The sequence below is a fragment of the Microbacterium sp. NPDC056052 genome (assembly GCF_042266785.1).
Lineage (GTDB): Bacteria > Actinomycetota > Actinomycetes > Actinomycetales > Microbacteriaceae > Microbacterium.
This window is the reverse complement of sequence record NZ_JBHJWV010000009.1, coordinates 20,167-42,214: the sequence shown is the minus strand read 5'-3', so window position 1 is coordinate 42,214 and position 22,048 is coordinate 20,167. Positions and strand designations below refer to the sequence as shown.

The following is a 22,048-nucleotide window of genomic DNA, read 5'->3' as shown; positions in this document are numbered from 1 at the left end:
CAACGTCCCGTCAACGACATCTTGCCTGTTCGGGTGCACGGTGAGGTCGTCGACCTCTGTGCGCACGCCACGGACGCGACGCGCCGCCGTCTTCGCCGCGAGACGCTCGACATCACTGCCGACTTCGCCCGAGATGCACGTCTCCACACTGCGCGCGCCATGCGCGCGTGCCAGGGTCGAAGGTCCCCTGCCGCGGTAGACTCGGTCCCTCACGCGCAGGGAGTCTCATGGCCGACGATCCGCTCACGTTCCCCGATGTCCCGCGCCTGGAACTCGAGAAGACCATCGCGGACCTGATGGCCCATGCCGAGCACGTGTTCTCCGCTCAGGGGCGGCTGCGCAGCCTGCTCGGCGCGACCCGCGCGGTCAGCGAGGACCTGGATCTGGACACGGTGCTCCGCCGGATCGTCGAGGCGGCGATCGAGCTCGTCGGCGCACGATACGGCGCGCTCGGCGTCATCGACGAGGACGGACTGCTCGAGCGCTTCATCCACCAGGGCATGTCGTCCGAGGTGATCCGCGACATCGGCGCACCGCCGGAGGGGCACGGCCTGCTCGGCGCCGTGATCGAACTCGGCGAGAGCATCCGGATCCCGCGCATCGCCGACGACGCGCGCTCGGTCGGCTTCCCGGAGAATCACCCCGCCATGGATGCGTTCCTGGGGGTGCCGATCCGCATCCGCGACCAGACGTACGGGAACCTCTATCTGACGAACCCGGACAAGAAGGACTTCTCCGACGACGATCAGGAGATCATCGAAGCTCTCGCGACGACCGCCGGGGTGGCGATCGAGAACGCTCGGCTGTTCGCCGAGACGCGACGACGGGAACGGCTGGGGACGGCGCTGTCGGAGGTCACCGCCGCTCTCCTCTCGCCGGTCGGCGGCGACTCGCTTCGCATCGTCGCCGATGCGATCGTGACGGTGGTGCCCGTCGAACTCGTCGCGATCATCACGCCCGACGAGGACGAACGCTTGCGCATCGACATCGCGCGCGGCGCCGACGCGGGCGCCATCGAGGAAGCCCACTATCCCGCGGCGAGCGCTCTCGCGGCCCGCGCGATGGCAGAGGGGCAGGTGATCGTCGATCAGTTGCCGGAGCCGGTCGATGCCGTCGTACGTCCCTTCGGGCACACGGTCGCAGCGCCCCTGGTGGTGTCCGGCGACGCCGTCGGAGCGCTCTGCGTTTCTCGCGGCCGTTCCGCCTACACCCGCACCGAGCTCGACACGATCTCGGATTTCGCCTCGCAAGCCGGCCTGGCGATCTCCCTGGCGCACGCCCGTGAGCAGCGGCAGCGGCTCGAGATCATCGAGGACCGCAGCCGGATCGCGAGAGACCTTCACGACAGTGTCATCCAACGGCTGTTCGCGACCGCCCTCGGTCTCCAGGCACTCGCCTCGGCCCATCCTGCGCAGGCCGATGCGCTCGAACGGCACATCGAAGAGCTCGATGCGACGATCACCGACATCAGGACGGCGATCTTCGCCCTCCGCAGCCATGGGACTTCGGAGACCGGGCTGCGCGGCCGTCTCCTCGAGCTCGTCTCCGCGATGACCCCGATGCCACGGATCACCTTCGCCGGTCCGGTCGATCTCGCCGTCACAGAGGAGCTCGCCGACGACCTCATCGCTGTCGTCCGCGAGTCCCTGGCGAACGTCGTCCGCCATGCTCGCGCCTCGTGGTCCTCCGTCGCCGTGCTCGTCTCCGAGACCGAGGTCGTGGTGACGGTCGAGGACGACGGCATCGGCCTGCCCGTGCAGATCACGCGGAGCGGCACCGCCAATCTCGCCGAGCGCGCCTCCCTGCGCGACGGCGTGTACGCGCTGGAGCCGCGCCATGGCGGCGGCACCCGCGCCCGGTGGAGCGTCCCACTGCCCACGTGACCAAAGTCCCGGCCGACGATCCGCGCAGCGTGTTGGGTCTTCTTCATGAGCGCAACGTTGGCCTTCCTCGGTGCCACCGGCACCGTGACCGGATCCCGATATCTGATCGACAGCGGCAAGACGCGGATCCTCGTCGACTGCGGGCTGTTCCAGGGCTACAAGGCGCTGCGCGAAAGGAACCGCGCGCCCTTCCCCGTGCCTCCGGAGAGCATCGACGCGGTCGTGATCACGCATGCCCATCTCGATCACACCGGGTATCTGCCCGCGCTCGTGCGCGACGGATTCCGCGGCACGATCCACAGCACGGTCGGCACCGAGGAACTGAGCACGCTCGTCCTGCCCGACAGCGGGCGGCTCCAGGAGGAACAGGCCGAGTACGCGTCACGCCGCCACAGCTCTCGTCACGCGTCCCCGCGCCCGCTCTACACGGAGGAGGATGCGATGCGGGCCCTCACGCACTTCCAAGGGCACCCTTTCGACGACGAGTTCACCGTGGGCGACGTCCGCACCACCTTCGTGCCTGCCGGGCATATCCTGGGCGCGGCTCAGCTCCGGCTCGACGTGACCGGCACGCGACTGCATTTCACCGGCGACCTCGGGCGCTCGGACGATCCGCTCATGCGTGCTCCACGACCCCTCGAGCCGACGGACGTGCTCGTGTCCGAGTCCACCTACGGGGACCGCGCCCATCCTGCCGAAGACCCGGCATCCGCACTCGCCGACATCGTGACCCGCGTCAGCAAGCGGGGCGGCGTGCTCCTGCTCCCCGCCTTCGCCATCGGGCGAGCCGAGTCGCTGCTGCTGCACCTGAGCCGGCTCCGCGCCGCCGGACGCATACCGGAGATCCCGGTGTTCCTGAACAGCCCCATGGCCGTGAGCGGCGCCGACATCTACGCGCGCCACCCCGAAGAGCACCGCATCCCGGCCGACGAGTTCACGCGCATGTACGAGTTCGCAACCCTGGTGCGCACAGTCGACGAGTCCAAGGCGCTCAACACGCGGGGCGGGCCCGCCATCATCATCTCCGCGAGCGGCATGCTCGAAGGAGGGCGGATCCTGCACCACATCGCCGCCTACGGACCGGATCCGCGCAACGCCATCGTCCTGACCGGCTTCCAGGCCGGCGGTACTCGCGGCGATGCGCTGCAGCGCGGAGAACGCATGTTGCGCATCTACGGTCAGGACATCCCGATCCTCGCCGAGGTCGTCTCCCTGGAGATGCTGTCGGCTCACGCCGACGCGAAGCAGATCGTCGAGTGGATGAGTAGCACGTCGGAGGCCCCGAGCCAGGTGTTCCTCACGCATGGCGAACCCGGCGCCGCGGATGCGCTCCGGGCACGCATCCAACGCGAGCTCGGGTGGCGAGCCCGCATCCCGGAGATCGGAGATCGGGTCTCGCTGGGCAGGCAGACGGAGTCAGGAGCGGACCGTGGTCCGGGCGTCGCAGGAGCCGCTGCGGCTGCAGCCGAAACCTCGAGACCGCTGCCGACGCGCCCCGGCCTCGCCTCCGAGACTCCGCGGGCGATGATGCGCGCCGCCCTGGTGTCCTCGTTCACGGAGCCGATCGCCGTGCGGGACGTGCCGGTGCCGATCCCCGGCCCGGGACAGGTCCTCGTGCGGATCGAGATGAGCGGCCTCTGCCACACCGACATCCACGCGGCCCACGGCGATTGGCCCGTGAAGCCCTCATTGCCGTTCATCCCGGGGCACGAGGGGATCGGCCGCGTGGACGGCCTCGGTGAAGGCGTCTCGGTTCCCGCCATCGGGACGCGCGTGGCGCTGGCCTGGCTCGGTTCCGCGTGCGGATCCTGCCGCTTCTGCGAGACCGGACGCGAGAACCTGTGCCTGGCGCAGACGAACACCGGATACTCGGCCAACGGTTCGCACGCCGAGTACACGGTGATCGATGCCCGGTTCGCCGTGCCCGTCCCCGAGCCGATCACCTCCGTCGACGCCGCGCCCCTCACCTGCGCCGGCGTGACGACGTACGCCGCGATCAAAGCTGCGCGCGTGACTCCGTCCGAACGCGTCGCGGTCTTCGGGATCGGTGGGCTCGGACATCTCGCGGTGCAGTACGCACGGCTCGTCGGCGCCGAAGTCATCGCGATCGACGTCGACGACGAGAAGCTGAAGCTTGCCACCATGCTCGGCGCCGATCACGTGATCAATGCCGCGAAAGAGGACCCCGTCGAGGTGATCCGAGCACTCGGCGGCGCCGATGCATCCGTCGTCCTCGCCGTCGCGCCGTCCGTGTTCGACCAGGCCTATCGTGCGCTCGCCCGAGGAGGACGACTGGTGCTCGTCTCGCTGCCCAAGGACGGAACGCTGACCTTCCCGGTGTTCGACACCGTCCTCAACGGCATCGAGATCATCGGCTCGATCGTCGGCACCCGCGAGGACCTCGCCGAGGTGTTCCGGCTCCACGCGCTCGGTCGCACGACCGTCGTCGCGCAGACGCGACCGCTCTCTGCGGCGGCGGCGGCGATGCAGGAGGTGCTCGACGGTTCTGTACCCGCCCGCCTGGTGTTCGACCTCGACCTCGAGCGCTCCGGCGACGGAGCGCTCGCGAGCTGAGAGCGTGAGCCGACTCGGCTCGGAGGCGCAGATGCGCCTGCTCGCCGGGCAGAAGGCGATCCTGGAGCAAGGGGGTCTGTCCGCCGCGTGACTTTCGTCCCGTCCTCGACCCCCGGTGCGCGGGACCGTGGAGGCATGGACAGCAGCGACAGCAGCAACAGCAGCCGGATCATCGTCGGCGTCGACGGGTCTGACTCCTCCGTCGCCGCCCTGCGCTACGCGGCCCGGCTCGCGGAAGCACTGGGCGCGCCGCTCGAGGCCGTGACGACCTGGTACTACTCGTCGATCACCGGTGCAGAGCTGGTGATCGAATGGACGCCGGAGATCGTCGCGGAAGGAACGCTGACCGCGACCATCGACCGCGCCTTCGGCGATGCGCCGCCCGCCCCGCTGGTCCGCACGGTGGCAGGAGGCATGCCTGCGCCGACCCTGATCGAGATGAGCAGGACCTGCCAGATGCTCGTCGTCGGCAACCGCGGCCACGGCGGATTCGTCGGCCTGTTGCTCGGCTCGGTCAGCGCCGCCTGCGTGCGGCACGCGCATTCGCCCGTCCTCGTCGTCCGCCCGCAGGACATCGACACCGACACCGACACCGACACCGACACCGACACCGACACCGACACCGACACCGACACCGAGGAGTGATCATGATGTACGGCTATGGCGACTACTGGTCGCTGATGTGGATGATGTTCGGGATCGTGGCGTTCGCCGCCTACCTGTTCGCCCTGTTCGCCGTCGTCGCCGACCTGTTCCGGGATCACACGCTCGGCGGCGTCGCGAAGGCGCTGTGGGTGATCGCCCTCGTCTTCCTCCCCCTGCTCGCCCTGCTCGCCTACCTCATCGCACGAGGTCCCGGCATGCAGGATCGCGCGAACCGCGAAGCCGAGCGGATGTGGCGCGCCACCGACGCCTTCCTTCGCCGGATGCCGGTCGCCGGCACACCCTCCGAGGAGATCGCGCGCGCCAAGGCCCTCCGCGACGACGGCACGATCACCGAGGCCGAGTTCCAGTCGCTCAAGGCACGGGCGCTGTCCGCACCCGTGCAGGCGTCGGCAGTGGACGCCTGGGCGCAGAGCACCTCTCCCGAGCCGCAGAGCTGATCTCACATCACGCCGCCCAGGGCCGATTCCCCGTCCGGAGCCGTGCGCAGCTCCCCTTCGAGTGCTCGTCGCGCAGCGGTGCCGACCGTCGGCGCGGTCACGAGGAAGATGCGCCGTTCGCACACGGCCTCTCCACGGCGGCCGGTCAGGCGTTCGGATCCGCCGCGCGGGCCCTCGCCACGACGATCCCGCGCTGCGAGGTGGGGAAGCGCTGCAGCATCGCCCGCAGCTCCGCGGCGCCGACGTCGGCGCCGAAGGCCTCCGCAGCGGGCTCGAGCATGATGCCGCTCGCGAGACCACCGGCGACCACGGGATCGAACCCGAGGTCGTCCACCAGCCGGGCCACCCGCGCCAGATCGTCCGGATCGTCCCCGGCGATCGCGATCGCCTTGCGGTCAGATGCGCCAGCGGGACGCGTCTCGTCCTCGAGGTCCTGATAGCCCATGTGATTGAAGGCCTTCACGACCCGGGATCCGGACAGGAATCGCTGCACGATCTCGCTCGTGGACGTGCGCGGATCATCGAGCTCGCCGCGGAGCCCGTCGCCCCACCAGTAGTTCATGGCGTCGATCACGAGCTTCCCCCGCAGCAGCTCGGCCGGCAGAGTCCTGTGCCGGCCGAGCGGGAGGGCCAGGAGCACGGCGTCGGCCGTGCGTGCGAGCTCCGCCACGTCGACCGCGGTCGCGCCGAGGGCTCGCGCCGCACGCGCGATCCGGGTCGGATCGGATGACGCCGCGAGCAGCACCCGATAACCGGCCGAGACCGCGAGCCGGGCGAGCACGCTGCCGACCCGACCGGCACCGATGATGCCGAGCGTCTCGATCCGGGATGCCTTGTCCGCCACGGCGCCATCGTATCCAGGGACCTGTCGGTCCCTGGATCCGTCGAGGGGCCCGACTCCGCGGGCCGGACGTTCGGACGCTCACGCACCGATGAGGGATCGAGATCCAGATGCCGACGCGGCGCCGCGGTGGGACGCCAGGGATCCCGCCGCCTCAGCCGATCGGGTGCTCGATCCGCGCCCGGGCCTCGCGCTCGACGAGGACCGGCACGAAGTCGCGCACCCTGGCCTGCTCGAACGTGCGCTGCGCGTCTCGGACCGCACCGTCGATCTCGATCTCCGCGGTCTGCGGGAACCTCGCCTGGAGACGTTCGATGACGTCGGAGATGGCCTTGTCCTCGTCGGACGGTTCGCGGGTCATGGCGCCATCGTCGGCTTCCGCCCGCGCCGTGTCAAGCGAGGCAGGGGATCCACAGCCCGTTGGCGGCCGATTCATTCCGAGTCGTCCCCGTCAGCGGAGCCCAGGGGGTGCGCTGACGGGGACGACTCGGAATGGGGGACGGCGGGGGCAGCTCCGGCCCGATGCTGGCGCGCGATCCGGCTCCGGGGATAGGTTCTTCTCGTGCCATCCCTGGAAGCCCTCATCGCCTTCGCCCTCACCTCCCTGGTCCTGATCGCCATCCCGGGGCCGAGCGTGCTGTTCGTCATCGGACGATCGCTCGCGTGGGGTCGCAGCGCCGGCCTCTGGACCGTGCTGGGCAATGAGCTCGGCAGCCTCGTCCCGATCGGGGCCGTGGCGTTCGGCGTGGGAGCCATCGTCGCGCAGTCGGTGGCCCTCTTCACGGTGGTCAAGGTGCTCGGCGCGCTCTATCTCGCGTATCTCGGCATCCAGGCCATCCGCCACCGCCGCGACGGCGTCGGCGACGCCTCCGAGGCGAGCCCGCGACGGGTCTCGTCGCTCGTGATGCTGCGGCAGGGCTTCATCGTCGGGGCCACCAACCCCAAGACCATCGTCTTCTTCGTCGCCGCCCTGCCCCAGTTCGTGGACTTCCATGCCGGTGCCGTGCCGGTGCAGATGATGATCCTCGGGCTGGTCTTCACCGTCATCGCGTTCGCGTGCGACGCGACCTGGGCGCTCATCGCCGGATCCGCACGCGCCTGGTTCGCGAAGTCCCCGCGCCGGCTCGCCGCGGTCCGCGGCACCGGCGGCGGCATGATGATCGGCCTCGGCGGGGTGCTGCTGCTCGCCGACAACAAGACCTAAGCGGACGCCGTCGGCGATACGGGGATCCCGGTCCTCGCACACCGATCCGACGTCGGATGCGCCCTATCGGGCGTTCTGAACGAGTTTTCGCGCGGCCCGCTGCTTGAGACGGCGGTCGACGATGAGGCCCATGACGATCCACCCGCCGAGAGCGGTGATGATCCACATGATCAAGGGCGCCAGGATCCACGACGTGACGCCGTTGATCTGAATGCCGCCGGGGAACCAGGTGGCGATCCAGAGGGCGAGCAGGGTGGCGACGATTCCCACCCCGCCCGCGAGCGGTGCGGCGTATCGCTGGGCCACGGATTGCACGAAGGGTCCGAGGATGACGTGCGCGAGGGTGAACACCCCGAGGGCGACGAAGAACCCGGAGAGGCTGAGGGCGACGTCCGGGAGCGTGAGATGGACGACGACGAGCGCGACCGCGCCGAGCACGAGCTGCGAGAGGATCTGGAACAGGAATCTGAGCATGGCTGCCTGCTTCTTGGTCGGGACGGGGCGGGACTACGCCCGGTCGGCTGCGCGGATCGCATCACGGCGCGAGGCGACCCCGAGCTTGCGGTAGATCGCGCGGATGTGGGACTTCACCGTGGGGTAGGCGATGCCGAGATCCGCCGCGATCTCGTCGGCGGTCATCGTGGTGCGCAGGCACACGAGGACCTCCCTCTCGCGCTCGGTGAGCACGCCGGTCACCGTGGTCGCATGCTGTCCGCGTTTCCTGAGGACGGCGTGGAGGAACTCCTGATGATCCGACCCCCAGTGCGCGTGGGCGCTGAGGAGATCGGCGATGATCGGGTCGTCGCTGAGGAACGGCGCCAGCACGCGTTCCGCCGCAGCGTTCTCCAGCGCGTGGTCGAGCTGCTCATGCGCGCGATCTCCGTGCCCCGCCGCCGAATGAAGCGCGGCCGAGGTGACCAGGGTGCTGACGCGCGCGTACCGGGGCATTCCTGCCGCGGCCGCGAGACGGAACACCTGACCCGACAGACCGGGCTCGCCCATGGTGCGGTAGAGCTCTGCGAGCAGTGCGTGCGCGACGGCGGCACCGGTACGGGTGAGAGTGGGTGCGGCAAGCGCCCTGGCCCGTTCGTCCTGCCCCTGCGCGTGTGCGAGATGCGCCGACACGGCCCGGCGAAGCGTGTCCCAGGGGATCCCGTGCTTGTCGGTCCTGCTGATTCCCTGGAGAAGTCCCGCGGCCGCGTAGTAGCGGTCCTCGCGTTTCAACGCGATGACGCTCATCACGTAGTAGAGACGGGCGAGGGCTTCGAAGTTGTTCCCGGGGCTGTCATCGACGATCGCCGCTTCGAGCAGTGCGGCCGCGCGCTCGAAATCGCCGCGCCAGTAGGCGATGCATCCTCGGTTCGCCTCGGGGAGCCCGCCTTCGAACAGGTCCCAGTCGGACGGAGCCGGCGTCGGCGGAAGCGTGTCGAGAACCTGCTCGGCCTCCGTGAACAGTCCGGCCTGGGTGAGCGCGAACGCGAGGTTCGACTGGGCGAGGCGATGGGTCTGCTGACGGCCCTGAAGGTGCGCCTCTGTCGCGGCGGCGCGCAGGAGGGCGATCGCTCCCGGGAAGTTCCTGCGGAGCCGCACCTCCGTCCATCCGAGCAGGAACAGCGCCGACGAGTAGTCGTCGTCGGCCTCGCAATGAGAGAGCGCCTGATGCGCCCGGTCGGCGATGGCGGCCTTGGCCGCTGCGTCGGGGGCGAGCAGCAGGTCGGTGAAGCAGGCGACGAAGTCGTCGGCGGCGACGCGCAGGCCCTGCCCGCGAAGATACTCGGCGCCGTAGGAGTCTCCCGCGAGGTCACGGCAGCACGCCCTGATCAGGAGGACATGCGGGTCGTGCGGGTCAGGAGCAGCCACGCAGAGCTGCTCGAGGTCGCTGGTGTGGGATTCGATGATGAGTCGCAGCCAGTTCCTGCGAAAGAGGATCCGTGCCTCCTCCGGAGCCGCGGAGGCCATCTCCCGGCGGACGTCATCGATCATGTCTCCACGCTACTGGCGCGATGCGGCGGGTGGATGAGATCCGTCCCGCGTCTCATCCGAAGAGGATGAGATCCGATTCCGCGCCGGTTCCTGCGGGAAACACTGACAGCGATGAACCGTCTGCTTCCCGGCCTGAGTCGCCGGAATCTGGGGCGTGAACTCCTCGCGGGGGTCACGCTCATCGCGATCGCGATCCCCCTCAACATCGGGTACGCGCAGATCGCCGGCCTTCCGGCCACCGCGGGCTTGTACGCGCTGGTGCTGCCGACGATCGCGTGGGTCGTTCTGACCTCCTCTCGTCAGCTCGTCGCGTCCCCGGACGCGTCGGCCGCTGCGCTCGTGGCCGCTTCGGTGGGCGGCCTGGCCGCGGCCGGTTCTCAGGACTACCTGACGATGGCGCTCGCGCAGGCGATCATCTGCGGGCTGCTGTTCGGCGCCATGGCCGTGTTCAAACTGGGATTCCTCGCGAACTTCCTCTCCCGCCCGATCCTGATCGGGTTCATCGCCGGTCTCGCCCTCGACGTCTTCGTGTCCCAGGTCGCGAAGATGCTCGGCGTGCACATCGACGCGGGGAGCGAGTTCACCGAGAAGGTCGTCGACCTGGTCGGCGGACTGGGCAGGGTGAACCCGTGGTCGGTGCTGATCTCGGTCGCGGCGGTCGCGATCCTGCTCCTCGGACGCAGGCTCCTGCCGTCCCTGCCCTGGGCGCTGGTGGTGCTCGTGGTCGCGACGCTGGCCGTTTCGCTCACGCACGCCGGTGACGCGGGCGTCGCCGTTCTGGGCGAGGTGCCTTCCGGCCCGCCGGTGCTGACCTGGCCTCTGCTGGGCTGGGAGCAGTGGCTGGCTCTGGTGCCGTCCGCGATCGCCTTGACGGCCGTCGCAGCGGCGGAAGGACTCCTCGTGTCCCGCTCCTACGGCGAGAAGCACCGGCATCCGACCGACGCGAACCGCGACCTGCTCGCGTTCGGCGCGGCGAATCTGGTCGCCGGCGCGTCCGGCTCCTTCGCGGTCGGCGCATCGACCAGCCGGACGGCGGCGATGGACCAGACGGGTTCTCGGACACAGCTGCCCTCGCTGGTGCTCGCCGTCGGCACGGTCCTGCTGCTGCTCTTCGGCACCGCGCTTCTCGCCGAGATCCCGTCTCCGGCGATCGGCGCGATCGTCGGCATCGCCGTTCTTCCGCTCCTGGGCGTTCGCGAGTTCCTGCAGCTGTGGCGGCTGTCCCGGACCGAGTTCTGGATCGGCGTCGCGTGTCTCGCCGCGACGGTCCTGGTCGGAGCGATCGCGGGCATCGTGGTCGCCTTCGTGCTCTCCCTCATCAACCTCGCCCGACGCGCCGCCGCCCCCGCCATCGACGTGCTCGCCGACAACGACGACCCCGCCGCCTCGCTCCTGGAGGACGCGCCGGCCGGTGCGGTGACGGCGGACGGCGTGATCGTCGTGCGGATGGCCGCGCCGCTCTTCTTCGCCAACGGCACGGTGTTCGCGCAATCCGTGCAGCGCGCCGTCGACGCCGCCGGCCGTGCCCGGATCCATCACCTCGTGATCGACATGGAAGCCATCACCGATGTCGACGTCACCGGCGCGGAAGCCTTCGACGGTCTCAGGACCTGGCTCGACGACGCCCGGATCGCTCTCGCCTTCAGTCGCGTCCGGGCCGGTGCTCGTCCCCGCCTCGCGCACTTCGACATCATTCGCGACGACGATCCCGTCTACGACACCAACCGTGCTGCCGTTGCGGCGCTCTCACCGGCGGAGCCCCGCGCCGCGGAAAGGAGCCGATGATGCTCGGCCAGGTCATCGGGGAGATCCTTCCCCTCACGCTCGCCATCGCGATCAGCCCGCTCACCATCGTGGCGGTCATCCTCCTGCTGCTCTCGCCGAACGCCCGCAGCACCGGCCCCGGCTTCCTGATCGGCTGGAGCGCCGGAGTCGCCGTCGCGGCAACGGCCTTCGTGCTGATCGCGGGCGCGCTGCCACCGCGCGCGAGTGCCGACGGACCCGACCTCGTCCGGGCGATCGTGCAGTTCGTCCTCGCCGCACTGCTGCTCCTGCTCGCTGTGAAGCAATGGCGCAGCCGGCCGGCGCCCGGTGCTGATCCGGTTCTCCCGAAGTGGATGTCGGCGATCGACGCGCTCACCTTCGGCCGGGTGCTCGGCCTCGGACTGCTGCTCTCCCTGCCGCGACCGAAGACCCTGCTGATGGCCGCGAGCGCCGGAATGATCATCGGCGGCGCCGGACTCCCCCCGGCCTCCGCGGCCATCGCCACCGGCGTGTTCATCCTGTGCTCCATCTCCACGGTGCTCGTCCCCGTGGTGGCCTACCTCTTCGCCGCCGACCGTCTGCGCCGGCCGCTCGAGGCCTTCCGCGCATGGCTCACTCGCGAGAACGCCGTGATCACCACGGTGCTGCTGCTGGTCATCGGCGTTCTCATGCTCGGCAAGGGCCTCGGCTCCCTCTGACCCCCACCGCAGTGCCTGCGCCCTGCAGGCCTCAACCACCTCCGAGAAACGGAAAACGAGATATGAACTTCTGGGTAGATTTCTGGGCGATCCTGGGCTGGATGCTCTGGGCGGTCGTGTTCATCGGCTACCTCTTCGCGCTGTTCGCGATCGTCGGCGACCTGTTCCGGGATCGCACGCTCAACGGATGGTGGAAGGCCGTCTGGATCGTCTTCCTGATCTTCCTGCCCTTCCTCACCGCCCTCGTGTACATCATCGCCCGGGGCGAGGGCATGGCCGAACGCAGCGACCGGGCCGCCCGCAACGCCGAGACGGCCGCGCAGGCCTACATTCGCGACGTCGCAGGGAAGAGCCCGAGCGAGGAGATCGCAGCAGCGTCCGCGCTGCTCGAATCCGGATCCATCAGCCAGGAGGAGTTCGACCGGCTCAAGGCGAAGGCTCTGGCGTGACCGGCTCTGTCATCGAGACCCCGCCGTTCGGGCCGGTCGACCTCTACCTGCTGGGGCTCCCCGGTGAGCTCCCTGACCCGGACGCGCTTTCGGCGCTGACCGAGCTCACCGGATCCGGCCTTCTGCGCCTGCTCGACCTGCTCCTCATCTCCCGCTCCGCCGCCGGCGAGACGACGATCGTCGAAGCCGCGGAGGTCCCGGGCGGGTTCGAGATCGGCGCCGCGGGCCTCGGGGCCGCCGGGCTCATCGGGAACGAGGACGTCGACGGTCTCGCAGCCCTGATCCCCGACGGCACGGCGGCACTCCTCGTCGCCGTCGAGCTCGTGTATCAGCGCGATCTCGCGGAGAAGACCGCGGCATCGGGCGCGGAGCTGCTCGCATACGAACGCATCCCGGCGCCGGTCGTGAACGCCCTTCTCGATTCGTTCGTCGCCGAGAGGGGGAACTGAGATGCCGTTCATTCCAAGGATCGGCAGGCCGGGGCTGCTCGGGCTGGCCGCCCGCACCGCCGTCGTCGCCGGGACGGCGACCGCGGTCAGTGGCGGGATCATGGCCCACCAGCAGAAGAAGGCACGGACGCAGTACGAGGCGGCCCAGTACGAGAACGCCCGATACGAGGCCGAGCGCCCCTCGGCTGCGATCCCCCCTTCTCCGGCTCCGTCTGCGGCATCCGGTGACCTGGTCGCCGAACTGCAACGTCTCGGCGACCTGAGAACGCAGGGGCTGCTGAGCGAGGCCGAGTTCGAAACCGCAAAAGCCAGGCTGCTGCGTTGAGCCGCACGAAGAACCGACGAAAGGAGACCGAGATGGCTGCCATCCCCGTCAACGTCCAGAACTTCAACCGAGCCGAGACCGACCTCATGTTCTCGCGCCTCGCCGCACCTCACGGCGTCGGGACCTGGAATCACACCTACGAGGTGACTCCGCTCGATGATCAGCCGGTGATCCGGCAGAACCGCGACACCCTGTACAGCATGACGATCCTCGATGTCAGGGAGGACGTCATGCTCACGCTCCCGGACACCGGGGACCGCTACATCTCGGCCTTCGTGATCAGCCAGGAACACTACGGACAGGCGATCCTCAGCGAGCCGGGCGACCATGTCCTCACCCGCGACCTCGTGGGCACGGACTACGCCGGGGTGATCGTCCGCATCCTCGTCGATCCGACGGACGCCGACGACGTGACAGAGGTGAACCGGCTGCAGGACGCGCTCCGCCTTCACGGCGGCGGCTCGGGAACCTACCCGATGCCCGACTACGACGAGGCATCCCATACCGCGACCCGCCGCGCGATCCTGGAACTCGCCCGCGGTGTGAGCAAGTACGACCACGCCTTCGGCGCCCGGCACGAGGTCGACGCGATCCTGCATCTGCTCGGCACCGCCTCCGGTTGGGGCGGCCTCCCGGAGTACGAGGCGACCTATATCAGCGTCGACGAGAACCTCCCGGTCGACGAGTACCGGCTCAGGCTCAAGGACATCCCGGTAGACGCGTTCTGGTCGGTATCGCTGTACAACGCGGCAGGGTACTTCGAGGAGAACGCGCTCGGGGTGAACAGCATCAACAGCCTCGCCGCGACCCCCGACGTCGATGGTGCCGTCACCATTCGTTTCGGCACCCAGCTGGACGGAGTGCCGAACGCGCTGCCGATCATGCCGGGCTGGAACTACGTGCTGCGCCTGTACCGTCCGCTCCCCGTCGTGCTCGACGGATCCTGGACCGCACCTCGTCCCGAGGTGATCTGACGAACGGGCGGGGCACCGCCCCGCCCGTTCCCCCGCATACACGCATACGTCTCACCGGGACCTTCTCCCGGCATCGCGACCAGGAGGAGCACGCATGGCGCAGCCCACCGCCGATCAGCTCGCTGCCGAGCTCGACGAACTCAAAGCGGTCAACGCCGAACTCGTCCGAGCCCTCGAAGAGGAACGGGCCCCAGCCCGCGGTGGACGCGGAGACAGAGAGGTCCCGCGCAGGACACGCACCGGCGGATGGGGAAGGACGCTGCTCTCGGCGAGCCTGATCGTGATCGGGGCCCTCCTCGCCCCCGTCGCGGTCGTATCGACGTGGGCGCACCATCAGCTCACCGACACGGACTACTTCGTCAGCACGTTCGCGCCTCTCGCCCATGAGCCCGCCGTGCAGGATCTCGTGGCGGATGAAGCCGTCACCGCGATCGAGTCGCACATCGACATCGACCGGATCGCCGACGACCTCTTCGCGGGACTCGGCGACCTCGACCTCACTCCACGGGCCCGGGGAGCCCTGCAACTGCTCCAGGCCCCCGTGGTCTCCGGCCTCAAAGACCTGATCCGCAAGACGATCGACGGCTTCGTCCGCTCCGATGCCTTCGCAGCGATCTGGAAGGACGCTCTCGAGGTCACGCATCGCCAGCTCCTCAGCACCGCCACCGGGCAGCAAGGAGCAGCGATCACGATCGGCCAGAACCAGCGGATCCAGCTCGAACTCGGCCCGATCATCGACGCCGTCAAGGAAGAACTCGTCAAGGACGGGGTTCCTCTCGCCGACCGCATTCCCGCGATCTCCCGGTCGATCGTGCTCGCCGAGGACACCTCGATCGGCATCTACCTCACGATCTATCAGATCGTGATCGCGATCGGCATCTGGCTCCCCTGGGCCATGCTGATCATGCTCGCCGCAGGGGTGCTCGTGGCGCGCAGGCGCGCGCTCGCTCTCGCCGGGGCATCAGGAGCCGTGCTCCTGCTCATACTGCTGGCCGGCAACGGCATCAGCATCGGAACGAATCTCTTCGCGCTGGCGGTCGCGGCGTCCATCCCGCACGACGCCGCCGTCGTCCTCTACACCGGAGTCCTCCAGTACGTGACGGACATGCTCATCGCGCTCGGTTCCGTCGCCGCCGCCACGCTCGCGATCACGCTGGTCGCGGGACCGTGGCCGTGGGCCAGAAGGCTGCGCGGGCACGGGCTCGCCGCGATAGCCGCGGTCCGGCACCGCGCCGAACAACGCGGCATCACCACGGGAACCGTCGGGGAGCGCCTGTACCGGTGGCGGGGTCCGCTCCGCCTCGTCATCGGCACCGCGTGCGCGGCGTTCATTCTCCTCGTCCGACCGATCACGCCCGGAATCGCCCTGTGGACCGCAGTACTCGGCGTGGGCGCCGTGATCGTCCTCGAGCTGCTCTCCCGGCCGACCGCTCGCGCGGCGGCCATCGATACCACCGCCGAACGCCCCGAAGCCATGGAGACCCGCCTATGAACACCTCGCACACGCGCACCGTGCCGATCGCGACGGCCCCGAATCTCCGCGACCTGGGTGGGCTGCCGAGCACGGCCGGCGAGGTGAGGCGCGGACGGGTGTATCGCTCGGCGGCCCTCTCCTCCTTGACGGATGCCGACGAGCAGCGATTCGCCGCGCTCGGGATCCGCACGGTGTACGACCTGCGCACCGCGGAGGAGGCCACCGCATCCCGCGACCGCCTCCCCGAAGGGGTCGACACGGTGACCCTCGATGTGCTCGCGGACAGCTCCACGAGCGTCGCAGCGAGCCTCGGGCAACTCGCCGCCGACCCTCAGGCCTTCGCCGCCTCGCTCGCCGGCGGGCGGGCCCAGCAGCTGTTCGAAGAGACGTACCGCGACTTCGTCCGGCTCCCCTCGGCGCTCCGCGCCTACCGCGCGTTCTACGCGAGCCTCCTCGACGAAGACCGGCACGGAGGGGCGCTGTTCCACTGCACCACCGGCAAGGACCGCACCGGCTGGGCCGCCGCGACGCTCCTCACCCTTCTGGGCGTCAGCGAGGACGATGTGTACGACGACTACCTGCAGACCAACACCGATCTGCTCCCCGCCCTCGAACCCGTGCTTCAGCGGGCCGAAACACAGGGCGTCGACCGGGACGTCCTGCTTCCCGTGCTCGGCGTCCGGGAGAGCTACCTCGCCGCCGCGTTCACGCAGATGCGGGAGCAGTTCGGCAGCATCCAGGGGTACGCACGCGAAGGACTCGGGCTGAGCACGCGTGACGAGCGGCGGCTTCGTGAGACCTTCCTCTCCGAACCCGAAGGCGCGATCTTCCGACGCGCGGACAGCGACTCGACCGACGCCACGATCAGCGCCGGGATAGCGTGATCGGGTGAGGTCTTTCGAGGAGCTGGTGGCGGAGGCGGAGTCCGCGGAGGTGAGCGGCTGGGGATTCGGGTGGCTCGACGGCCGCGCCACCGAGGAGCGACCGCCCTGGGGATACTCGGGCCTCCTAGCCGAGAAACTCCGCCGGGCCGCTTCGGCACTCGACATCGACACGGGCGGCGGAGAGGTCCTCGCCGAGGCGGCGGTGTTTCCGCCGCGCATGGTGGTGACGGAGGGGTGGGCGCCGAATGCCGAGCACGCTCGGGCGCTGCTCGGACCGCGAGGCGTCGACGTCGTCGAATCCTCGGACGGGCCGCGCCCTTTCTCCGACGGGGCCTTCGACCTCGTCACCTCGCGTCACCCGGTGCGCCCCGACTGGAGTGAGATCGCGCGCGTGCTCGCACCGGGAGGACGCTATTTCGCGCAGCATGTGGGCGCGGCGTCGGCGTTCGAGCTGATCGAGCACTTCCTGGGGCCGCTTCCGGAGCAGCGCAAGGGGCGGGACGCCCACGCCGAGGCCGCCGCCGCCGAGTCCGCAGGCCTGGTCATCGATGACCTCCGCATCACGCGCTGCCGGATGGAGTTCTTCGACGTCGGGGCCGTCGTCTGGATCCTTCGGAAGTGCGTCTGGTGGGTCCCCGGCTTCACGGCGGCCGCCTACGAGCCGCAGCTGCGCGAACTCGATCGGAGGATGCGCGCCGGTCAACCGTTCATCGCCACGTCCGCGCGACACCTGATCGAGGCCTCGAAGCCGAGGGGCTGACGGCGGGCCGCCTCAGCGCCGCAGAGCAGCGGGCCGGGGCAGGCCGAGATCCTCGATGAGGTCGCCGAGTGCGCGGTCGAGCTCGGCGCCGGCCTGCGCGATCTTGTTGACGCCGAAACCACCGAGCCCGGCACTGGGCACCTCGAAGCTCAGCGTCGTCCCCGGCGCCTTCGACGTGTGCATCTCTATGCGCAGGGGCGAGGCGAGCGTCGTGCCCGGATCGTGACGGAACAGCCGTGCGGCGATCCCGTGGTGCGCGATCAGCCACACCACGCTGCGGGCGTCACTGCCCGCATGCTCCATGAGCGCATCGGGACGCGAGGTCCACACCCGGACGAACCCGCTCGGCGACTCCCACTGCAGCCCGCGGACGAACCCCGCCCAGTCACCCCCACGCAGTTCGGCCAGCGCCTGTTCGTCGGACAGCGCGGGAACCGCCTCCTCGAAGGCCGCGCGCAGCGCGTCAAACTGCGCGTTCGTCTCGAGCCGGACCCGTCGTCCCCTGTGCTCGAAGACCGTCTCGTCCGCGTCGTAGCTCACCGGATCATCCTCTCGTAAGGACAGGATATCCGAGCCCCGTCGGACACTGGCGCCATGCGAAACAAGGGTGCGACCACCGACGCTCCGGCTGCTGACGCCGGCGCCGGATCCCGCCCGCATCCAGGCCTACGCGAGCTCCGCCAACGCCTCCGGAGAGATCGTCATCCCCGACGAGCGCACCCTCGGGGAGAGCGGGCGCGAGCAGCCGAGGCATGACCTTATGAATCCGCCCAGACCGTGACCTGATCGTTGCATTCGTTACCCCGCCGTTATACAGTGATCGCACGGTGAAAGTTTTGCTGTGGCTCTCACCGCATGTGATTGCAGGACACTCTTGGTGCAAGGGACAAAGGCCGGTCGGGAGCCTCTCCGACCGGCCTTTACTGCGTGCAGCCTCATGTCCGCCCGGGCGGATATTCTGATGCGATGAGCGATCGGAAGCTGGCCCTGGCAGCCTGGGAGACCCTCTTCCGCGCCCAGCACGAGATCTTCACCGAGATGTCCACCGACTTCGACGGCGCCGACCTCTCGGCCGCGGAGTACGACGTGCTGCTCACCGTCACCCGCTGCGCGTCGCACACCGCGCGCCTGCGCGAGGTCACGGCGAACATGCTGATCAGCCAGCCCAGCGTCTCGCGCCTGGTCGACCGCATGGTCGCGCGCGGACTGCTGGAGAAGTGCCCTGATCCGGAGGACGGACGCGGATCCCTCGTGCACGCGACCGAAGCCGGAACGCGCGCGTTCCGCCAGCTCGCCACCGCGCACGGCCGCTCGATCGCCGAGCGCATGTCGGCGCTGGACGACGAGGAGCTGCGCACTCTGACGGCCCTGACGGAGAAGCTCCGCGCGCGGTGACCGCTGGGGCTGCGCCCGTTCGTTCCCCACAGGCATCGACGCGGGAAAGTTCTCCACAGATCTCGTAGATAGCTTCGAATGTCGTCGGGATCCGGCGTAAAATCAAGGCATGACCGGACATCTCGACCCACTGCACGAGGCGCTGACGCGTCTCGATGAGGTGTGGAACGGCGCGCGCGAGGCGGGTGACCTCTCCCGCACGCAGCTCGTGGCGGTGACGGAGGCGCTCGGCCTGCTGCATCGCCGGTCCGGGGCGATGCTCGCCGAGGTCGCCGCCTGCGTGGCGCACGAGTCCCGCACCGAGCTGGGCGCGGACTCCCTGGCGAAGGAGCAGGGGTTCCGCAACGCCGCGCAGCTCATCGCGACCACGACCGGCGCGACCACGGGCGACGCCTCCCGGCTGGTGAAGGTCGGAGAAGCCACGGCGCCCCGCACGAATCTGGTCGGCGATCGTGTCCCCGCGAAGTACCCGGCCGCGCAGCAGGCGCTCGCCTCGGGGGCGCTGAGCGCGCAGGCGTTTGCGGTGATCCTCGCCCTGCTCGAGCGGGTGCGCTGCAAGATCGGAGCAGTGCGGGCCGCGGAGGCCGAACGCCTGCTCGTGGACAAGGCCGCGGGCCTGTCCCACGACGACGTGCGGCGGCTGGTCACCCGGGCGGAGGCATGGCTGGATCCGGACGGCGTCGCCCCGAGGGAGCAGGTGCAGCGCGACCGCCAGTCGCTGTCGATCTACGAGCGCGACGGGCGGATCCACCTCGACGGCGACTTCGATGCCGCTCACGGCGCGCCCATCGTCGCCGCGGTGAACGGATACGTGTCGGCGCTGTTCGCCGCGCAGAAGGACCAGCTCGCGCCCGACTCTCCCGATGCGACTCATCGCACGGTCGCGGCGCTGCGCGCCGAAGCGCTCAGCGCGATCTGCGCGCACGCCCTCGGCTGCGAGAACGAGGCGCCCGCGCTGGCCGGCGCGACCGTGGTGGTGCGCGTGGACCTGCGGGACCTCACCGACGGCACCGGATACGCGACGATCGACGGATCCGACCTCCCCCTCAGCATCGCCGCCACCCGGCAGCTCGCCGCGAGCGGCGGCGTCATCCCCTGCGTGCTCGGGACCGATCGCGAGGTTCTCGACTACGGCCGGCGGCTGCGGTTCTTCACCACCGCGCAGCGTCTCGCCCTCGCCGAACGCGACGGCGGGTGCGCGATGTGCGGTCTGCCGCCGTCGATGACCCGGGCGCATCACATCCGCTGGTGGAAGCGCGATGCCGGGCCGACGGACCTCGAGAACGGCATACTGCTCTGCGAAAGCTGTCACCATCGCATCCACGACAATGACTGGGAAATCCGGATCGACGGCAAAGGACAGCACAGCAGGGTGTGGTTCATCCCGCCGCCGCACGTGGATCCCGAGCGCACACCGCGCCTCGGAGGCAGAGCGCGGTTCGATCTCGCGGCTTGAGGGCAGTGAGTCCAGGCGCATCGGTGTCCGGTGCGCGGGCACGCCGGTGCGCCCACTCGCCGGCGGGCCCGGCGACCGCCGGAACCTATCCACATCCCTCACGGCCGGTTCATAGCTTCTGGCATAGTCGTTCGTGACGCCCTCATCGGGCGCGACCGGAGAACACAGGAGTGCATATGGACCCCGCCGCCCTCATCGGGTTGCTCATCATCATCGGGGCCGCGATCGTCGGCGTCGTCATCGTCCTGCTCGTGGTGCTGCTGCTCGCGCGCAGCTGGATCAAGGTCGCCCGCGCCGACGAGGCGCTCGTGATCTCGGGCCGCAAGCAGAAGGTGCAGCGCGCCACCCTGCTGCCGGACGGCTCCACGAGCTCCGAGATGTCCGAGTCTCCGGTCACCGTCATCGTCAACGGCAAGTCGCTCGTCAACCCGATCACGCAGCGCCACGAGATCATCTCCCTGCGCTCCCGCCAGGTGCTGCTGAACGCCGAGGCCCAATCGCTCGACAGCGTCACGCTCAACGTCGACGGCGTCGCGATCGTGAAGATCGGCTCCGACCCGCTCTTCGTGCGCCGCGCCGCCGAGCGCTTCGCGTCGCAGGACAAGGCCATCGAGCAGTTCACCACCGAGCAGCTCGAGGGCGCGCTCCGCGGCATCGTCGCGACCCTCTCGGTCGTCGAGCTCATGCGGGAGCGCAAGAAGTTCTCCGATCAGATCGCCGCGGACGTCTCGCAGGAGCTCGCCGAGCAGGGCCTGATCCTCGATTCGTTCCAGATCAAGGGCATCACCGACAAGGTCGGCTACATCCAGTCGCTCGGCGCCCCGGAGATCCAGGCGAAGCGCCAGGCGGCCGAGATCGCGCAGACGAACGCCGATCGCGCGATCAACCAGAAGCTCATCTCCAACCAGGAGGCGAACCTCGTCGAGCAGACGGCTCTCGACACCAACACCGCGAACGCCGCCGCCGGCGTCGGGCGGGCCCGCGCCGAGGCCGAGCAGGCGGAGCAGCTCGCCCGCGCGCAGGCCGAGCAGGCGGTGCTCCAGCAGCAGGCCGAGAACAAGCAGGCCCAGCTCGACGCCGACGTCAAGCGCGTCGCCGACGCCCAGCGCTACGAGGCGGAGACCCGCGCCCAGGCCGAGCTCTACACCCGCGAGCGCGCCGCCGAGGCCGCCGCGATCGAGCAGGTCAAGCAGGCCGAGGCGTCCACCCGCATCGCCGAGCAGCAGGCGCAGTCCGACAAGGCCCGCGCCGACGGCGAGGCGGCCGCCGCGGTCGCCACGGCCACCGGTGAGGCCACCTCGCTGCGCGCGCAGGCCGATGCGCAGGCGGCAGCCCGCCGCGTGCGCGCCGAAGCCGAGGCCGACGCGATCCGCGCCGAGGGCGAGGCGAAGGCGGCCGCCGTCGAAGCCGAGGCGAAGGCCATCGCGTCCAACCAGGAGGCGTTCCTGTCGCAGCGGGTGCTCGAGGTGCTGCCATCGATCATGGCGGAGTTCGCCAAGGGCTACTCCGCGATCGGGAGCGTGTCGATCATCGGCGGATCCGGCGAGGACGGCGCCTCGAGCGTCGTCGGCGGCGACAGCGCCAAGGCCCTGCGCAGCGTGTTCGACAGCGTGCACGCCGCGACCGGGCTCGACCTCGCCGGCATCCTCCAGGGTCAGGCCGTCGGCCGTGGCTTCGGCGCGGGCCTCGCCCAGTCCGAGGCGCACCACCCGGCTGCGCAGGTGAGCGGCATGGAGGCGCACGCGACCGCGCCCGCGACCCGCGCCGCCGCGAAGAAGGCCGACGAGGCCGCGGAGTAACCCTCCCGGACGAACGGCGCCCGGATCCCTCGG

General features: G+C 69.8%; 23 protein-coding genes and 1 pseudogene. 18 read left to right on the top strand and 6 right to left on the bottom strand.

The window, feature by feature from the left end; translation table 11 throughout:
• Positions 1–227 precede the first annotated feature (227 nt).
• The 5 genes and pseudogenes from ACFC1J_RS16600 to ACFC1J_RS16580 all read left to right on the top strand — a co-directional run bounded on the left by ACFC1J_RS16600 (position 228) and on the right by ACFC1J_RS16580 (position 5,560).
• A complete protein-coding gene (locus ACFC1J_RS16600) occupies positions 228–1,883 on the top strand; it encodes a GAF domain-containing protein (protein ID WP_375908502.1) in 1,656 nt (551 codons plus the stop codon).
• 45 nt (positions 1,884–1,928) lie between these two features.
• A pseudogene (locus ACFC1J_RS16595) lies at positions 1,929–3,284 on the top strand (MBL fold metallo-hydrolase RNA specificity domain-containing protein); the annotation flags it as partial.
• 123 nt (positions 3,285–3,407) lie between these two features.
• Positions 3,408–4,457, top strand: coding sequence for a zinc-dependent alcohol dehydrogenase (locus ACFC1J_RS16590; RefSeq protein WP_375908870.1), 1,050 nt, complete (start codon positions 3,408–3,410; stop codon positions 4,455–4,457).
• A gap of 135 nt (positions 4,458–4,592) precedes the next feature.
• Positions 4,593–5,102 (top strand): universal stress protein, encoded by a 510-nt coding sequence (locus ACFC1J_RS16585; RefSeq protein WP_375908499.1) that lies wholly within the window; start codon positions 4,593–4,595, stop codon positions 5,100–5,102.
• Positions 5,103–5,104: 2 nt separating this feature from the next.
• The gene (locus ACFC1J_RS16580) at positions 5,105–5,560 is read left to right on the top strand and encodes an SHOCT domain-containing protein (protein ID WP_375908496.1); all 456 of its coding nucleotides are present in this window, start codon (positions 5,105–5,107) and stop codon (positions 5,558–5,560) included.
• Positions 5,561–5,562: 2 nt separating this feature from the next.
• Here ACFC1J_RS16580 and ACFC1J_RS16575 read toward each other — a convergent pair whose 3' ends face one another.
• The 3 genes from ACFC1J_RS16575 to ACFC1J_RS16565 form a co-directional block, all read right to left on the bottom strand.
• Positions 5,563–5,685 carry a hypothetical protein gene (locus ACFC1J_RS16575; RefSeq protein ID WP_375908493.1) on the bottom strand — a complete coding sequence of 41 codons (123 nt, stop codon included), beginning with the start codon at positions 5,683–5,685 and terminating at the stop codon, positions 5,563–5,565.
• 20 nt (positions 5,686–5,705) lie between these two features.
• On the bottom strand, positions 5,706–6,404 hold the full coding sequence (locus ACFC1J_RS16570) for an NADPH-dependent F420 reductase (protein WP_375908490.1): 699 nt from the start codon (positions 6,402–6,404) through the stop codon (positions 5,706–5,708).
• Between the two features lie 151 nt (positions 6,405–6,555).
• Complete coding sequence (locus ACFC1J_RS16565; RefSeq protein WP_375908488.1) at positions 6,556–6,762, bottom strand: three-helix bundle dimerization domain-containing protein; 207 nt, start codon at positions 6,760–6,762, stop codon at positions 6,556–6,558.
• Between the two features lie 201 nt (positions 6,763–6,963).
• Between ACFC1J_RS16565 and ACFC1J_RS16560 the strand changes: the two genes are divergently transcribed.
• Positions 6,964–7,605: a LysE family translocator gene (locus ACFC1J_RS16560; RefSeq protein WP_375908486.1), complete on the top strand. Its 642-nt coding sequence runs from the start codon at positions 6,964–6,966 to the stop codon at positions 7,603–7,605.
• A 63-nt stretch (positions 7,606–7,668) separates the two neighbouring features.
• Here the strand turns inward: ACFC1J_RS16560 and ACFC1J_RS16555 are convergent, their stop codons facing one another.
• Complete coding sequence (locus ACFC1J_RS16555) at positions 7,669–8,079, bottom strand: hypothetical protein (RefSeq protein ID WP_375908484.1); 411 nt, start codon at positions 8,077–8,079, stop codon at positions 7,669–7,671.
• Between the two features lie 33 nt (positions 8,080–8,112).
• Positions 8,113–9,588, bottom strand: a complete 1,476-nt coding sequence (locus ACFC1J_RS16550; RefSeq protein WP_375908482.1) for a LuxR C-terminal-related transcriptional regulator — start codon at positions 9,586–9,588, stop codon at positions 8,113–8,115.
• A 111-nt stretch (positions 9,589–9,699) separates the two neighbouring features.
• Here ACFC1J_RS16550 and ACFC1J_RS16545 point away from each other — a divergent pair, with 111 nt between their 5' ends.
• The 9 genes from ACFC1J_RS16545 to ACFC1J_RS16505 all read left to right on the top strand — a co-directional run bounded on the left by ACFC1J_RS16545 (position 9,700) and on the right by ACFC1J_RS16505 (position 17,365).
• On the top strand, positions 9,700–11,373 hold the full coding sequence (locus tag ACFC1J_RS16545; protein ID WP_375908480.1) for a SulP family inorganic anion transporter: 1,674 nt from the start codon (positions 9,700–9,702) through the stop codon (positions 11,371–11,373).
• Positions 11,370–12,050, top strand: a complete 681-nt coding sequence (locus ACFC1J_RS16540; RefSeq protein ID WP_375908478.1) for a GAP family protein — start codon at positions 11,370–11,372, stop codon at positions 12,048–12,050. The genes ACFC1J_RS16545 and ACFC1J_RS16540 overlap by 4 nt, the downstream gene beginning before the upstream one ends.
• 62 nt (positions 12,051–12,112) lie before the next feature.
• A complete protein-coding gene (locus tag ACFC1J_RS16535) occupies positions 12,113–12,499 on the top strand; it encodes an SHOCT domain-containing protein (RefSeq protein WP_375908475.1) in 387 nt (128 codons plus the stop codon).
• Positions 12,496–12,948, top strand: a complete 453-nt coding sequence (locus tag ACFC1J_RS16530) for a DUF6325 family protein (RefSeq protein WP_375908472.1) — start codon at positions 12,496–12,498, stop codon at positions 12,946–12,948. The genes ACFC1J_RS16535 and ACFC1J_RS16530 overlap by 4 nt, the downstream gene beginning before the upstream one ends.
• A 1-nt stretch (position 12,949) precedes the next feature.
• A complete protein-coding gene (locus ACFC1J_RS16525) occupies positions 12,950–13,273 on the top strand; it encodes an SHOCT domain-containing protein (protein WP_375908469.1) in 324 nt (107 codons plus the stop codon).
• Positions 13,274–13,305: 32 nt separating this feature from the next.
• Positions 13,306–14,247, top strand: a complete 942-nt coding sequence (locus ACFC1J_RS16520; protein WP_375908466.1) for a DUF1214 domain-containing protein — start codon at positions 13,306–13,308, stop codon at positions 14,245–14,247.
• 94 nt (positions 14,248–14,341) lie between these two features.
• The gene (locus tag ACFC1J_RS16515) at positions 14,342–15,739 is read left to right on the top strand and encodes a hypothetical protein (RefSeq protein WP_375908463.1); all 1,398 of its coding nucleotides are present in this window, start codon (positions 14,342–14,344) and stop codon (positions 15,737–15,739) included.
• Positions 15,736–16,605 carry a tyrosine-protein phosphatase gene (locus tag ACFC1J_RS16510; RefSeq protein WP_375908460.1) on the top strand — a complete coding sequence of 290 codons (870 nt, stop codon included), beginning with the start codon at positions 15,736–15,738 and terminating at the stop codon, positions 16,603–16,605. The genes ACFC1J_RS16515 and ACFC1J_RS16510 overlap by 4 nt, the downstream gene beginning before the upstream one ends.
• A gap of 4 nt (positions 16,606–16,609) precedes the next feature.
• Complete coding sequence (locus tag ACFC1J_RS16505; protein WP_375908458.1) at positions 16,610–17,365, top strand: methyltransferase domain-containing protein; 756 nt, start codon at positions 16,610–16,612, stop codon at positions 17,363–17,365.
• A gap of 12 nt (positions 17,366–17,377) precedes the next feature.
• Here ACFC1J_RS16505 and ACFC1J_RS16500 read toward each other — a convergent pair whose 3' ends face one another.
• Positions 17,378–17,905 (bottom strand): hypothetical protein, encoded by a 528-nt coding sequence (locus tag ACFC1J_RS16500; RefSeq protein ID WP_375908455.1) that lies wholly within the window; start codon positions 17,903–17,905, stop codon positions 17,378–17,380.
• A gap of 426 nt (positions 17,906–18,331) precedes the next feature.
• Here ACFC1J_RS16500 and ACFC1J_RS16495 point away from each other — a divergent pair, with 426 nt between their 5' ends.
• From ACFC1J_RS16495 to ACFC1J_RS16485, 3 genes are all read left to right on the top strand, one after another.
• Positions 18,332–18,760, top strand: a complete 429-nt coding sequence (locus ACFC1J_RS16495) for a MarR family winged helix-turn-helix transcriptional regulator (RefSeq protein WP_292719696.1) — start codon at positions 18,332–18,334, stop codon at positions 18,758–18,760.
• Positions 18,761–18,869: 109 nt separating this feature from the next.
• Complete coding sequence (locus ACFC1J_RS16490; protein WP_375908451.1) at positions 18,870–20,216, top strand: DUF222 domain-containing protein; 1,347 nt, start codon at positions 18,870–18,872, stop codon at positions 20,214–20,216.
• 176 nt (positions 20,217–20,392) lie between these two features.
• On the top strand, positions 20,393–22,015 hold the full coding sequence (locus ACFC1J_RS16485) for an SPFH domain-containing protein (protein ID WP_375908448.1): 1,623 nt from the start codon (positions 20,393–20,395) through the stop codon (positions 22,013–22,015).
• The last annotated feature ends 33 nt before the right edge of the window (positions 22,016–22,048 follow it).